The sequence below is a fragment of the Pseudomonas sp. JS425 genome (assembly GCF_018223845.1).
Lineage (GTDB): Bacteria > Pseudomonadota > Gammaproteobacteria > Pseudomonadales > Pseudomonadaceae > Aquipseudomonas > Aquipseudomonas asiatica.
The window spans coordinates 4,494,710-4,508,189 of record NZ_CP073661.1; the positions used below are offsets into that span (position 1 = coordinate 4,494,710).

The following is a 13,480-nucleotide window of genomic DNA, read 5'->3' on the forward strand; positions in this document are numbered from 1 at the left end:
CCGTTCAAAAGTGATTAGCCGATTTGCAAAACCCGAGCCATGGCTTCGTCGCCTTCCTTGGCCGCGTTCATCATCTTGACGTGCAGCTCGAACTGGCGGGACAGCGCCAGCACCGAGGTCATTTCTTCCACGGCATTGACGTTACTGCCCTCCAGGAAACCCGACACCACCCGCACATTGACGTCGGCGGCGGCCGGCTGGCCGTCGCGGGTATGGATCAGGCCATCCAGGCCCTTGGTCAGGCCTTGGGTGTCCGGATTGACCAGCTTGATGCGGTCGACCTCGGCCATCACCCGCGGGTCTTCACCCATGGAGCGAATGCTGATGGTGCCGTCGGCGCCCACTTCCACCTTCTGCTCCGGCGGAATGGCGATCGGGCCGCCGTTGCCGATTACCGGCATGCCGTTGCCGGCACGCAGGACGCCAAGAGCGTCGATGTTCAGGCTGCCGGTACGCACGTAGGCTTCGCTGCCATCGGGCGCCTGCACGGCAATGAAGCCTTTGCCGGTCACCGCCACATCCAGGTCACGACCGGTCTCGACCATCGGCCCTTCACTGAAGTCGGTGGCCGGGCGTTCGGTCATGGCAAAGGCGCGCGACGGAAAGCTGTCGCCGAACACCGGCATCGAACGTGCCTGCTCCAGGTCACGCTGGAAACCGTTGGTGGAAATGTTCGCCAGGTTGTTGGCGTGGGCCTTCTGCGCCAGCGCGTTCTGGCTGGCGCCGGTCATGGCCACATAAAGCAACTTGTCCACAGTATCTCCTCTGCGCGTAGCGGCCGCGCTGTCACTGCGCTGGTTCAAAGCAATAATCGAACCAAGTCTGAAAGCCCTTGATTACGGGGGCTTCAGCGTGGCGATGGGCAATAAACGTCAGTTTGTCGGCGGATGTTTGCCACTTGCGGCAAGGGTTTGCTCAGAAGGTGCGGCAAGCGGCGTTGTTGTAGGGGCCGGAATGGCGCACCCAGCCCTCACCAGGGTTGCTGGCCGAACACATGTAGCGACCGGTGGCCAAGCTTTGCCACTGGTAAAACGGGGCGGGAGCGGCCGCGAGCGGCAGGGCCATGGCCAACAGGGCTGTGAGCATTAGCCGTTTCATGCGTTGAGACCTCGAGAATTTGGGGCCGCTTTGCGGCCCATCGCGACACAAGGCCGCTCCTACAGAGACCGCGTGAGCATGTAGGAGCGGCATTGTGTCGCGACGGGCTGCACAGCAGCCCCAATAACCATCAGGTCATCTGGATGATGGTCTGCATGATGGTGCTTTCGGTAGAGATGGTCTTGGCGTTGGCCTGGTAGTTGCTCTGCGCCTTGATCAGGTTGACCAGCTCGCCGGTCAGGTCGACGTTGGAATCCTCCAGCGCCCCGCCGCTGATCTGGCCCAGGGTGCCGGTATCCGGAGCACCGATCACCGGTACGCCCGAGGCGTAGGATTCTTTCCAGGAGGTACCACCCACCGGGGTCAGGCCCTGCAGGTTGGCGAAGTTGGCGATGGCCACTTGGCCAATCACCTTGTCCTGGCCATTGGTGAAATTGGCGAACATCAAGCCACTCTGGTCGATGGTCAGCCCCGACAGCTCACCAGTGGCAAAGCCGTCCTGGCTTTTGGCCGTGGTAGCGCTCGCTGCGTTGTACTGAGTGGTGCCCAGCATGTCCAGGTTCACCCCGGCCAGGTTGGCAGTGGCGCCGTTCGGGCTCCATACGCCGGCAGCGTTCTTCTGCGCCGGGATCCAGTTGCCCAGGGTGAAGGTCTTGTCGGCAGCGATGGTCATGCCACCAGCTACCGGGCCTGCGGTCATGGCCGCGGTGTCCAGGGTGCCATCAGACTTGAACGGCAGCTTGTTGGTCAGTGGCGTGGTCAAGGTCGGGTCGGCCGGGTTACGCCCATCGATGGTGGTGTACATGGTCCAGGAGTTGCTGCTGGCATCCTTGACGAAGTACTGGTTCAACTGGTGCGCGTTACCCTGACTGTCGTAAACGTCGGTGTTGAATGTGTAGTTGTAGCTGCCGGTATTGGTGGGATCGAACGGCGTCACGGCCGGCGCGGTGGCACTGGAGTTCAGGTTGACGTTCTCGGAGATTTTTCCGGTCGGATTGGGCGTCAGGTTCGAGGTATCGATCTGCAGGTTGGTCAGCACGCCCTGCATGATCTTGCCATTGGCATCCACTGCATAACCTTGCAGGTTGGCGCCCGACGAGTTGACCACGTAACCATCCTTGTCGCTGTAGAACGCACCGGCACGGGTGTAGATCTTCGAACCGCCGTCGCTCATCACGAAGAAGCCGTTGCCATCGATGGCCATGTCCAAGGCCTGGCCGGTGCCGTTGATATTGCCCGGGGAGAACATCTGCGACACCGCAGCAGTCTTCACACCAGTGCCCACCACGGTCTTGCCGGCGCTGGTGCCGCGAATGGAGTTGGAATACTGGTCGGCGAATTCGGCACGCGACGATTTGAAGCCGGTGGTGGCAACGTTGGCAATGTTGTTGCCGGTAACGTTCAGGGCCTTGTTCGCTGCATAGAGGCCGCTAAGGCCGGTATTGAAAGACATGTGTAACTCCTGTCGTTTTGCTCAGGCCCTAGATGCCGATGCTTTGGATTTTGGAAAGCGCAACACTGCCCAGCCCAGCCAGGTTGAGCGTCATCTCCGAACCGTTGGTGCCCATGGTCACACTGGTGACCGAGGCCGGCAGGTTGGTGGTCATGGTGGTGGCCTTGCCATCGATCGAGGCGGTGGCCTTGAAGGTGTAGGTACCTGCTGCCACGGCTTCGCCGTCGTCGTTCAGGCCATTCCAGGTAAAGTCGATCTTGCCGGCTTTCTGCGTACCCAGGTCGATGGTGCGCACCAGCTTGTCGTCCTTGTCGTAAATGCCCACCGAGGTGGCGGTACTGGACGACGTCAGATTGACCGTGCCTTTCATTTCCTTGCTGGTGTCGACCACAGCCTTGTTGGTCTCGACAATTACGTTGCGCCCGACCAGTGACGATGCCTGCAAGGCCTGGGATGACTGCAGGCCCGCCGCGATATAGGTCACCGAATCATTCAGCGACTGCATGCTTTCGAGGCTGCTGAACTGCGCCAACTGTGCCACGAACTCGCCGTTCTCCTGCGGATCGAGCGGGTTCTGGTTCTTCATCTGGGTAACCAGCAACTGCAGGAATGCATCCTTGCCCAGGGCGCTGCCGGCACTACCGGTGCTGCTGTCGGTCTTCGACGTCTGTTTCTGCAGCGAGGTCAGGTACGCGCTACCGGCCTCGGTGGTGGAATTGGTGGTGGTCATGTCGGCTTCCTATCACTGCCCCAGGGTCAGGACTTTCTGCATCATGCTCTTGGCCGTATTCATCAGCTCGGCGTTGGTCTGGAACGCGCGGCTGGCGGAGATCATGTCAGCCATCTCTTCGACCACGTTGACGTTCGGGTAGTAGACGTAACCGTCCTTGTTCGCCGCTGGGTGGTTGGGCTCGTAACGGGCCTCCAGGTTGCTTTGATCCTCGACGATGCCTTTTACCTGCACGCCCTGCCCTGCCTCGCCCTGGTCTTCGAACAGCGACTGGCTACCGCCGGCCTGCGCGTCCTGGAAGGTGGTTGCGAACACCGGGTGGCGAGCGCGGTAGGTCTGGTCGATGCTCGAGGACACCGTCTCGGCGTTGGCGATGTTGGAAGCAACGGTGTTAAGGCGCGTGTTCTGCGCACTCATGCCGCTACCGGCAATGTTGAAGACACTGGAAAGGGACATGGTCATTCTCCCCGCAGGGCCGAAACCAGCCCTTTGAATTTACTGTTGAGCAAGGTGAAGCTGGCCTGGAAGCCGATGGCGTTTTCGGTGTAGTTCGATTGCTCGATCTGCGCGTCCACGGTGTTCTGGTCGATCGACGGCTGCGTTGGCGTGCGGTACTTGAGGGTATCGTCAACCATGGCCAGGCCCTCGGCCTCGATATGGCGGCTGTTGGTACGATCCAGGCTGAAACGGCCGCCGCTCTGCTGCTTGTCGCTCTCGGCAGCGAGCACCGAAGCGAAGTCCATGTCTCGCGCCTTGTAATTGGGCGTGTCGGCGTTGGCGATGTTGTTGGCCAGCACTTCGGCACGCTGGGCGCGGAAGCCCAGAGCCTTTTCGTGAATACCAAGCGCCTTGTCGAAGCTGATGCTCATGTCGGGGAAACCTTCGGAGGTTGACCGGAATATCGTTGGCCAAGGTTTAGCAAGGGCTGTGCCAAACAACCGAAAGCCCGGAAATACGGGCTTGGAGAGCGAGGTGCTGTCAGAGTGATGCCAGAAAAGCGGCAAAGGCCTTCCGCCTTCGGCCGCGAAAGCGGCAATTGCCGGGCGGCAAAAGCGGCAAAACAAAAAATTGACGTCAGCATTTCTCCTGCGCCGGCCTCTTCGCGGGTGCACCCGCTCCCACAGGTACCGCGCCGCCCCTGTAGGAGCGGGTTTACCCGCGAAGAGGCCGGCACAGGCAAACAAAAAGGCCGGCAACTTTCGCTGCCGGCCCTCTTGGTTACTTGGCCTGGTAGATGATCCCCGGACTGCACTGCACCATCTGGTAATGGTCCGGCAGCCCGTTCAGCGCCTCGGAAGCCCCGAGGAACAGATAGCCGCCCGGCTTCAAGGTGCTGTGGATACGTAACAGGATGTCCTTCTTCACCTGCGCCGAGAAGTAGATGAGCACGTTACGGCAGAACACCACATCGAACTTGCCCAGGCTGGCATAGCTGTCGAGCAGGTTGAACGAGCGGAACTCGACGCGGCTGCGAATCGCCGGCTTGACTGCCCAGCGCCCCGGCCCCTTGGTGTCGAAGTAGCGCTGCAGGCGCTCCTGGGACAAGCCACGGGCAATCGCCAGGCTGTCGTACTCGCCGGTCTTGCAGTTGGTCAGCATGGTGCCGGACAGGTCGGTGGCCACGATCTGCGCGCCCATCTTCAACTGGCCGAGGTTGCTGCGCTCGAACTCGTCGATAGCCATCGAGATGGAATACGGCTCCTGCCCCGACGAACAGGCCGCCGACCACATGCGCAGGCGCTGGCCAGGGTTGTTGCGGATGAACTCGGGGATGACCTTGTTCTTCAGCACCTCGAACGGGTAAGTATCGCGAAACCACAGGGTCTCGTTGGTGGTCATGGCATCGACCACCTGCTCGCGCAAGCCGCCGCGCGGTTGGGCCTGGATGCGCTGCACCAGTTCGCCCAGGCTCTTGATGCCCTGTTGCTCCATCAGCTTGTTGAGACGGCTGGAAACCAGATACTGCTTATTCTCGCCCAGCAGGATGCCACAGGCTTTCTCCAGGAAGACCCGGAACTGTTCGAAATCCAAATTACCCGTAGACACTACTGCCGCCTCTTTTCAATCACTGGTGCCGGGGGCCTGCCCCCGGCTGCTTCAATGCGCCGCCTTGATCCGGTCGACCACCCGCTGGGCCAGGTCGTCCGGCTTGAACTTGGCCAGGAAGTCATCGGCACCGACCTTCTTGACCATCGCCTGGTTGAACACCCCGGAAAGCGAAGTATGCAGGCAGATGTGCAATTTTTGCATGCGTGGGTCACTGCGGATCTCTGCCGTTAGCGTATAGCCGTCCATTTCCGGCATTTCAATGTCCGAGATCATCATCAGGAACTCTTCTTCCGGCTTCTTGCCCTCATCCACCAGCTGGCGCAGGTAGTTCAGGGCCTGACGGCCGTCATTGAGCGCCACCACCTCGACCCCCACGGTCTGCAGGCAGCGGCTGACCTGTTTGCGCGCCACCGACGAATCGTCGACGGTGAGCACCCGCAGCAGCACGGCCTTGTCCTGCACCTCGGCATCGATCACACCAGCCGACACCGACTCAGAGGACTGCGCCACTTCGGCCAGCACCTTCTCCACATCGATGATCTCGACCATGCGGTTGTCCACCCGGGTGACCGCGGTCAGGTAGTGGTCGCGGCCAGTGCCCTTGGGTGGCGGATGGATCTCTTCCCAGTTCATGTTGACGATGCGCTCCACCGAATGCACCAGGAAGCCTTGGGTCTTGGTGTTGTACTCGGTGATGATCACGAAACTGTTGCGCGTGTCTTCCTGCAGCGGCCGCAATCCGGTGGCCATCGACAGGTCGAGGATCGGGATGGTCGCCCCGCGAATATTGGCAACCCCACGCACCACCGGGTGCGCCTTGGGCAGCAGGGTCAGCGCAGGGCATTGCAGCACTTCCCTGACCTTGAATACGTTGATGCCGTAAAGCTGTTCGCCATTGAGGCGGAACAGCAGCAATTCCAGGCGATTCTGCCCCACCAGCTGCGTGCGCTGGTTGACCGAATCCATAACACCTGCCATGCCAGACTCCTTTATGTTTCAGCCTTTCGTTGCAACTCAGGTAGCGAGTCGGCACGGGCTTTGCTTTTTTGAGCGCCATGTACACGAAAACGACATTTTTCCGACGACTGACGCGCCTGCTGACTGGCTCGCTGGCCATGCTGTGCCTGCTGGTGCCCGGCGCTCGCACGGTAGCGGACGCGTTTACCTTGCCTGAACAACTTATCGGTGTCACTCAAGGGTTTCTTGAATTCAGCGTCGAAGATTATCTGGCCACCACCCAGACCGCCGGCCGTTACGAGATCCAGGTCAACCCGCTGGACCCGCGCCTGCGCATGCCGCTGTGCAGCCAGCAGCTGGACGCCTCGCTTGAAAGCCCGGCCCAGCCGTTGGGCCGCGTCACGGTGAAGGTGCGCTGCGAAGGCTCGGCGCCCTGGACCGTGTTCGTGCCAGCCACTGTGCGGCTGTTCCGCAACGTGGTGGTGGTGACCCGACCACTCAAGCGCGACAACGTGGTGGGCGAAGGCGACGTGGCCCTGCGCGAGCGGGATGTCGGAACCCTGGGCCAAGGCTTCCTGACCGAACTGGAGCAGGCGGTGGGCATGAAGATGCTGCGGCCCACGGTGATCGACCAGGTACTCACCCCGCAACACCTGGAACAGGCCGAAGTGGTACGCAAGGGCGACCACGTGGTGATCGTCGCCCGCAGCGGCAGCCTGAGTGTACGCATGCCCGGGGAGGCCCTGAGCAAGGGTGGCCTGAGCGAACAGATCCGGGTGCGCAACCTCAATTCCAAACGGGTGATCAAGGCCAGGGTGACCGGCCCTGGACAGGTCGAGGTGAGTATGTAGCCAGCCATTGATTTGCGCTGGCGGTGAGGAACCGCTTTTCCTAAACTGTGTCAGAAAACGGGTTCGCGAGCTTGCTGACAGGCGGCTATGCATTTGTGCCTAAAGTTTCTTTCGGGTTGGCCGAAAACAAGGCAAGCGTCCAAATACCCAGAGGTTTCTGATCATGGTCATCGACTTCAGTCGTTTGAATAATTCTCCGTCCGTCACGGGCGGCGTGCGCGGCAACACCGCGTCCGGCAGCGCCGAAAAACCGGCAGCCAGCCAGGAAGCGGCAACCGGCACCAGCGCCAGCGGAGAAGCGGTACACCTCAGCCAAGAGGCCCAGCAGTTGCAGAAGATCAGCGACAAGCTGCGCGACGAGCCGGTGGTCAACAGTGCCCGTGTGGCCCAGTTGAAACAGGCGATCGCCGACGGCAGCTACCAGGTCGATGCCGGCCGGGTCGCCAGCAAACTGCTCGATTTCGAAGCCCAGCGCTGACCGTTCGGCGCGCTGACTTCACGGACGCTAGAAAAGCCAAGAGTTAGCCATGCACGACACCACCTTGCTGCAACTGATCGAAGATGACATTGCCCCGCTGCAGGAACTGCTTGACCTTCTGCAAAAGGAAGCGATCGCCCTGCATGGCCGCGACATGCCGCTGCTGGAACAGATCCTGGCGCGCAAGCAGTCGTTGATCATCTTGCTCGAGCAGCACGGCCAGCGCCGGAGCCAGTTGCTCGGCAGCCTGGGCCTGAGTGCAGATCGGGCAGGTGTGCAGGCGCTGGCTGCGCAATCGGCCCATGGCGATACGATGCTGCAGCGGCTCGACATGCTTTCGCAGCTGATGGACAGCTGTCAGCAGGTCAACCAGACCAATGGCCGGATCATCCAGGTGCAGCAGCACGTCACCAACAACCAGATCCGCATCCTCATGGGCGGAGACTCTCCGTCGCTCTACGACAGCCGCGGCAGCACCTCGCCGCTGGCCAAGCCACGGGCGCTCAGCCAAGTGTGATTTTTCTATCAAGGCACGGAACATACTGGCAAAATGCCGTTAATTGCGTGTGTCGCTTTTGCCTGGAGAACGATAAGCCGTGTTCAATGAATCCGATGCCCCGCAGCCGCCAAAGGTGCTGAACACCCCTTTGGAGATTGCGGCCAATTTGCGGCAGCTGCAGGAAAGCCACGACCCCCTGATCATCACCTTCCACGACCGCAGCCAGCGCTTCCAGAGCTACGTGGTGCACGTGGACCGTGAAAGCAACACCCTGGCGCTGGACGAGATGATTCCGCGCGATGGTGAGAAATTCATCGAGAACGGCGAACACTTCCGCGTCGAAGGCTTCCATGATGGCGTGCGTATCGCCTGGGACTGCAACCAGGCGTTGAGGATCAGCGAAGTCGACGGCCACCGCTGCTACCGCGGCGCCATGCCTCAGGAGATGACCTACCACCAGCGCCGCAATGCCTTCCGCGCCGCGCTGAAGCTATCGCAGCTGGTCGATATCATCCTCGATGGTACCCACCTCAAGGGCAACGGCGCCCTGCGTGGGAAGCTGCTGGATATCTCCGCCACCGGCTGCAAACTGCGCTTCGAAGGCAATGTCGAGGATCGCCTGCAACTGGGCCAGGTATATGAACGCTTCAAGGCAGGCACCCCACTGAGCCTGGTCGATACCATGGTCGAGCTGCGCCACCTGCACTATGAAGAGCGGATCAATACCACCTTTGCCGGCGTGCGCTTCCATAACCTTACCGGGCAAGCGCAGCGCAAGGTCGAGAGCTTCGTGTACCAGTTGCAGCGTGAAGCGCGGCGGTTCGACAAGGACGACTATTGATCGTCGGCTGAATGAAAAAAACGCCACCTATCAAGGTGGCGTTTTCATTTGTGATTCTCCTGTGCCGGCCTCTTCGCGGGCACGCCCGCTCTCATAGAGCTGCACATAACTCATTGAATTAGCGGGGATTCTGTGGGAGCAGCTTTAGCCGCGAACACCGGCGCAGCCGGTGCCATGCACCGCGTTGGATTCTTCGCGGCTAAAGCCGCTCCCACAGGGTACGCGTACTGCTTGCGGATTCAGTTCTCTACGCGACAGATCTCCCACAGGTACAGCGCAAGCCTTGAGCCCGGCGCAACTTCATGTGGGAGCGGGCGCGCCCGCGAAGAGGCCGGCACAGGCCTACACCGACTTGCTGACCTCACCTTCCGGCTCAGGCTCCTTGTCAGCCCCCTTCTCCTCCGCCTCGGTATCCTCAGCCGCCACCGGCGCCTGCATTACCTCCTGCACCGTCTGCTCATCCACCCGTGGGTCCAGCGCCGCCGACAGTGGCGAACCGGCAGCCGGCATCGCAACGTGGCCCAAAGGCGCATCCTGCACCTGGTGCAGCCCGGTGACCGCCTTCGGACGAATGCGCCACACCAGCACCAGGGCAAAGAACACGAAGAAGGCATACAGCATCTGCGGGCCCAGCACCTTCATCAGCACGCCTGCCGCCAGCGGCCCGATACACGCGCCCACACCGTAGGTCACCAGCAGCATCGCGGTCAGCGACACCCGCCGCTCGCTTTCCACATGGTCGTTGGAAAACGCCACCGCCAGCGGGTAGAGGCAGAACTGCAGCAACGAAATCACGAAGCCTATGCCGAACAGCAACTCCAGCGGCACACTGGGCAGCATTGCAAGTGGCGCCGAGGCCAGCGCCAACCCCACGGCCACGCTGCGGATCAGCACCGCCCGATCGTAGCGGTCAGACAACCAGCCCAGCGGCCACTGCACCAGCAGGCCGGCAAAAATGCAGCTACCCATGAACAGACCGACCTGCTCGGTAGTCATGCCCTGACTGGAGGCATACAAAGGCGCCAGGCCATAGAACGAGCCGACGATCAGCCCCGAGCCCAGCACCGTGCTGAGCGACTGCGGCACCCGCTTGATGAAGAACTTCGGCTCCATCGGTGCCGGGCGCAACGGCGCCGGGTGTATGCGCCGGGTCATGGCGACCGGTACCAGGCACAGGGTGAAACACATGGCCACCAGCATCAGCAGCTCCAGGCCAAGCTGTGGGTGCACCACCAAAATCAGCTGGCCGAGCACCAGGCCCAGGTAAGAGGCGATCATGTAGCCACTGAACACCGCGCCGCGGTGCTTGACGTCGGCCTGCTCGTTCAGCCAGCTCTCGATGACCATGTACTGGCACATCATCCCCAAGCCGACGATCATCCGCAGCCCGACCCAGGCCGGCAACCAGCTGGTCAAACCATGGCCGAGCACCGCCGCACCGACGATGCCAGCGCAAGTGGCGTAGGCGCGAATGTGCCCTACCCGGCCAATCAACCGGTGGCCGACCTTGCCGCCGACCGCCAGGCCAAAGTAGTTGGCCGCCATCAAGGCACCCACCCACAGGCTGTCGACATGATCGGCTGCCAGGCGCAGGGCCAGGTAGGTACTGAGCAGGCCCGAGCCGATCAACATCATCAGCGCGGCGAAATACAACGACTGAAACGGCTTCCATATATTTCGCATAGGTCCCTTGCGGCTCCCGGGTCAGGTGGCGATGGGTTGCAGCCAAGCATAAAAGCAAAATTGCTGCGGCGCAGTCCCCTGCCTGACAAATCTTGAATCAAGGGCGCGTCCAGTATCGGTCATGTCGTGATCATGCACTTGCATCATGAGACCGGACTGCGCTCCAAGCGTTTCCATCTCATTGTTCGCCGGGCAAAGGCTTAGCTTGCCTCTTCCCATCCCGGGATCAACTGAGACTGGAGGTTACATGATCAAAGCTGATTTCACCGCCGAACTGCATACCCATGCAGGTCGAGTTGTAGTTGCAGAATCATCCGTCGGACAACACCCTTTCACATGGCTGGATGAGGATGGCTGGTTGTGCATCGATAATCACCGAAAGGCGCATGCGCGGGACGAGATCGTACGTATCGCGTTCGATTTCAAGTACATCACATCGGAGAAGGGACGGGACCTCTACTACATCTCATGCAACAACCACTGGAAATTCGCAGGCGCGAGGCTTGAGCAAAATCCGAGAGGCTGGCTCGGCTTGTATGGGACAGGCGTGATAGGCAGAGTCACGGATGCCGTGGCGAACTTCAAGCCGCAACTGGCAGGCCTTGGCGACTACTGGAAAATCGATACACACGATTATTGGAACGGCGACCTGAACAGCGCCGAAAGAGTTCCGTTCTACCTGCGCGACAAGCACGGCCATCGTGTTGCATCGACAAGGCCTGAAGACGCATCCACAGACCTGTGCCTCACCTTTGACAAATTTCTGAATGCAAGCGCAGCGCCGGGAGAAATACTCACGTTCTACTTGAAGAATATCCGGCTAGCCTGACACCCAGCATCACACCTGCGAAGTCTGCCAGAAGGTGCCCTGCCTCCCGGAACCAAAGAGGCGTTGCCACCGCCAACCCTCAGTCAGGCTACACCTATTCCCGCAAGGTCATGCCATTGGCAGGCAGCGGCAGGGCCGTCTTGTAGCGCACCTGCTTCAGGGCGAAACTGGAACGGATGTTGGCCACCCCTGGCAACCGCGTCAGGTAATCCAGAAACCGTTCCAGTGCCTGGATGCTGGGCAGCAGTACCCGCAACAGGTAGTCCGGATCGCCCGTCATCAGGTAGCACTCCATCACTTCGGGCCGTTCGGCAATTTCTTCCTCGAAACGGTGCAACGACTGCTCGACCTGTTTTTCCAGGCTCACATGGATGAACACGTTCACGTCCAGCCCCAACGCCTCGGGCGACAGCAAGGTCACCTGTTGGCGGATCACCCCCAGCTCCTCCATGGCCCGAACCCGGTTGAAGCACGGCGTGGGAGACAGGTTCACCGAGCGGGCCAGTTCGGCGTTGGTGATGCGGGCATTTTCCTGCAGGCTGTTGAGAATGCCGATATCGGTACGATCGAGTTTGCGCATGAGACAAAATCACCGGTTTTTTGTGTTTATGCGGAATGTTTATCTGCCCTGCTCGGCAAAGGCAACCAACTTGAGAGAAAAATTCTCCTGCCGGACCACTAAGATGTAGGGGACGCTGACCTACCAGTCACAAGCCGGTACTCAGCGGCGGCCGCTTCAGAGCTCACAAAAACAAATACCCGAGCGAGCGTAAAAAGCATGAACGAGTACGCCCCCCTGCGTTTGCATGTGCCCGAGCCTACCGGCCGGCCAGGCTGCCAGACCGATTTCTCCTACCTGCGCCTGAACGATGCAGGTCAAGCCCGTAAACCCCCAGTCGATGTCGACGCTGCCGACACCGCGGATTTGTCCTACAGCCTGATCCGCGTGCTCGACGAGCAAGGCGACGCGCAAGGCCCGTGGGCCGAAGACATCGACCCGCAAGTTCTCCGCCAGGGCATGCGCGCCATGCTCAAGACGCGGATTTTCGATAGCCGCATGGTGGTCGCCCAGCGCCAGAAGAAGATGTCCTTCTACATGCAGAGCCTGGGTGAAGAAGCCATCGGCAGCGGCCAGGCCTTGGCGCTGAACCGCACCGACATGTGCTTCCCCACCTACCGCCAGCAAAGCATCCTGATGGCCCGCGACGTGTCGCTGGTCGAGATGATCTGCCAGTTGCTGTCCAACGAGCGCGACCCGCTCAAGGGCCGCCAACTGCCGATCATGTATTCGGTGCGCGAGGCCGGTTTCTTCACCATCAGCGGCAACCTGGCGACCCAGTTCGTGCAGGCGGTCGGCTGGGCCATGGCCTCGGCGATCAAGGGCGATACCAAGATCGCCTCGGCGTGGATCGGCGACGGCGCAACCGCCGAGTCGGACTTCCACACCGCCCTCACCTTTGCCCACGTGTACCGCGCCCCGGTGATACTCAACGTGGTCAACAACCAGTGGGCGATCTCCACCTTCCAGGCCATCGCCGGTGGCGAGTCGACCACCTTCGCCGGCCGTGGCGTGGGTTGCGGCATTGCCTCGCTGCGAGTCGACGGCAACGACTTCGTCGCCGTGTACGCTGCCTCGCGCTGGGCCGCCGAACGCGCCCGCCGTGGCCTGGGCCCGAGCCTGATCGAGTGGGTCACCTACCGTGCAGGCCCGCACTCGACCTCGGACGACCCGTCCAAGTACCGCCCGGCCGATGACTGGAGCCACTTCCCGCTCGGCGACCCGATCGCCCGCCTGAAGCAGCACCTGATCAAGATCGGCCACTGGTCCGAGGAAGAACACCAGGCCACCACTGCCGAGCTGGAAGCCGCGGTGATAGCCGCGCAGAAGGAAGCCGAGCAGTACGGCACGCTGGCCAACGGTCACATCCCGAGTGCTGCCTCGATGTTCGAGGACGTGTACAAGGAAATGCCCGACCACCTGCGCCGTCAACGCCAGGAACTGGGGGTTTGAG

At 61.1% G+C, this 13,480-nt stretch carries 16 protein-coding genes; 6 read left to right on the forward strand and 10 right to left on the reverse strand.

What is annotated here, in order from left to right:
- Positions 1 to 14: 14 nt before the first annotated feature.
- The 8 genes from flgF to KDB76_RS20845 all read right to left on the reverse strand — a co-directional run bounded on the left by flgF (position 15) and on the right by KDB76_RS20845 (position 6,308).
- Positions 15 to 755: a flagellar basal-body rod protein FlgF gene (gene flgF, locus KDB76_RS20810; RefSeq protein ID WP_038410058.1), complete on the reverse strand. Its 741-nt coding sequence runs from the start codon at positions 753 to 755 to the stop codon at positions 15 to 17.
- A gap of 160 nt (positions 756 to 915) precedes the next feature.
- Positions 916 to 1,098, reverse strand: coding sequence for a hypothetical protein (locus tag KDB76_RS20815; RefSeq protein WP_038410059.1), 183 nt, complete (start codon positions 1,096 to 1,098; stop codon positions 916 to 918).
- Between the two features lie 130 nt (positions 1,099 to 1,228).
- A complete protein-coding gene (gene flgE / locus KDB76_RS20820) occupies positions 1,229 to 2,551 on the reverse strand; it encodes a flagellar hook protein FlgE (RefSeq protein WP_038410060.1) in 1,323 nt (440 codons plus the stop codon).
- Positions 2,552 to 2,579: 28 nt separating this feature from the next.
- Positions 2,580 to 3,281 carry a flagellar hook assembly protein FlgD gene (flgD, locus tag KDB76_RS20825; protein WP_038410061.1) on the reverse strand — a complete coding sequence of 234 codons (702 nt, stop codon included), beginning with the start codon at positions 3,279 to 3,281 and terminating at the stop codon, positions 2,580 to 2,582.
- A 12-nt stretch (positions 3,282 to 3,293) separates the two neighbouring features.
- A complete protein-coding gene (gene flgC / locus KDB76_RS20830; RefSeq protein WP_025340101.1) occupies positions 3,294 to 3,737 on the reverse strand; it encodes a flagellar basal body rod protein FlgC in 444 nt (147 codons plus the stop codon).
- A gap of 2 nt (positions 3,738 to 3,739) precedes the next feature.
- Positions 3,740 to 4,150: a flagellar basal body rod protein FlgB gene (flgB, locus tag KDB76_RS20835; RefSeq protein ID WP_023661397.1), complete on the reverse strand. Its 411-nt coding sequence runs from the start codon at positions 4,148 to 4,150 to the stop codon at positions 3,740 to 3,742.
- A gap of 349 nt (positions 4,151 to 4,499) precedes the next feature.
- A complete protein-coding gene (gene cheR / locus KDB76_RS20840) occupies positions 4,500 to 5,327 on the reverse strand; it encodes a protein-glutamate O-methyltransferase CheR (RefSeq protein WP_015271244.1) in 828 nt (275 codons plus the stop codon).
- Positions 5,328 to 5,378: 51 nt separating this feature from the next.
- Positions 5,379 to 6,308: a chemotaxis protein CheV gene (locus tag KDB76_RS20845; RefSeq protein ID WP_038410062.1), complete on the reverse strand. Its 930-nt coding sequence runs from the start codon at positions 6,306 to 6,308 to the stop codon at positions 5,379 to 5,381.
- A gap of 77 nt (positions 6,309 to 6,385) precedes the next feature.
- Here KDB76_RS20845 and flgA point away from each other — a divergent pair, with 77 nt between their 5' ends.
- The 4 genes from flgA (at position 6,386) to KDB76_RS20865 (ending at position 8,956) form a co-directional block, all read left to right on the forward strand.
- Entirely contained in the window at positions 6,386 to 7,138 is a 753-nt protein-coding gene (gene flgA, locus KDB76_RS20850) for a flagellar basal body P-ring formation chaperone FlgA (RefSeq protein ID WP_023661395.1), read from the forward strand.
- A gap of 163 nt (positions 7,139 to 7,301) precedes the next feature.
- Entirely contained in the window at positions 7,302 to 7,616 is a 315-nt protein-coding gene (gene flgM, locus KDB76_RS20855; RefSeq protein ID WP_023661394.1) for a flagellar biosynthesis anti-sigma factor FlgM, read from the forward strand.
- A 49-nt stretch (positions 7,617 to 7,665) separates the two neighbouring features.
- Positions 7,666 to 8,133, forward strand: a complete 468-nt coding sequence (locus KDB76_RS20860; RefSeq protein ID WP_013973632.1) for a flagellar protein FlgN — start codon at positions 7,666 to 7,668, stop codon at positions 8,131 to 8,133.
- 79 nt (positions 8,134 to 8,212) lie between these two features.
- A complete protein-coding gene (locus tag KDB76_RS20865) occupies positions 8,213 to 8,956 on the forward strand; it encodes a flagellar brake protein (protein ID WP_024087489.1) in 744 nt (247 codons plus the stop codon).
- A gap of 342 nt (positions 8,957 to 9,298) precedes the next feature.
- Here KDB76_RS20865 and KDB76_RS20870 read toward each other — a convergent pair whose 3' ends face one another.
- On the reverse strand, positions 9,299 to 10,639 hold the full coding sequence (locus tag KDB76_RS20870; RefSeq protein WP_003257254.1) for an MFS transporter: 1,341 nt from the start codon (positions 10,637 to 10,639) through the stop codon (positions 9,299 to 9,301).
- 247 nt (positions 10,640 to 10,886) lie between these two features.
- Here KDB76_RS20870 and KDB76_RS20875 point away from each other — a divergent pair, with 247 nt between their 5' ends.
- Positions 10,887 to 11,468 carry a hypothetical protein gene (locus tag KDB76_RS20875; protein ID WP_024087491.1) on the forward strand — a complete coding sequence of 194 codons (582 nt, stop codon included), beginning with the start codon at positions 10,887 to 10,889 and terminating at the stop codon, positions 11,466 to 11,468.
- A 94-nt stretch (positions 11,469 to 11,562) separates the two neighbouring features.
- Here KDB76_RS20875 and bkdR read toward each other — a convergent pair whose 3' ends face one another.
- Positions 11,563 to 12,048, reverse strand: a complete 486-nt coding sequence (gene bkdR / locus KDB76_RS20880) for a Bkd operon transcriptional regulator BkdR (RefSeq protein WP_012273540.1) — start codon at positions 12,046 to 12,048, stop codon at positions 11,563 to 11,565.
- 198 nt (positions 12,049 to 12,246) lie between these two features.
- On the opposite strand from bkdR, the gene KDB76_RS20885 reads away from it, so the two are divergent.
- Positions 12,247 to 13,479 (forward strand): 3-methyl-2-oxobutanoate dehydrogenase (2-methylpropanoyl-transferring) subunit alpha, encoded by a 1,233-nt coding sequence (locus tag KDB76_RS20885; protein ID WP_013973636.1) that lies wholly within the window; start codon positions 12,247 to 12,249, stop codon positions 13,477 to 13,479.
- Position 13,480: the final 1 nt, after the last annotated feature.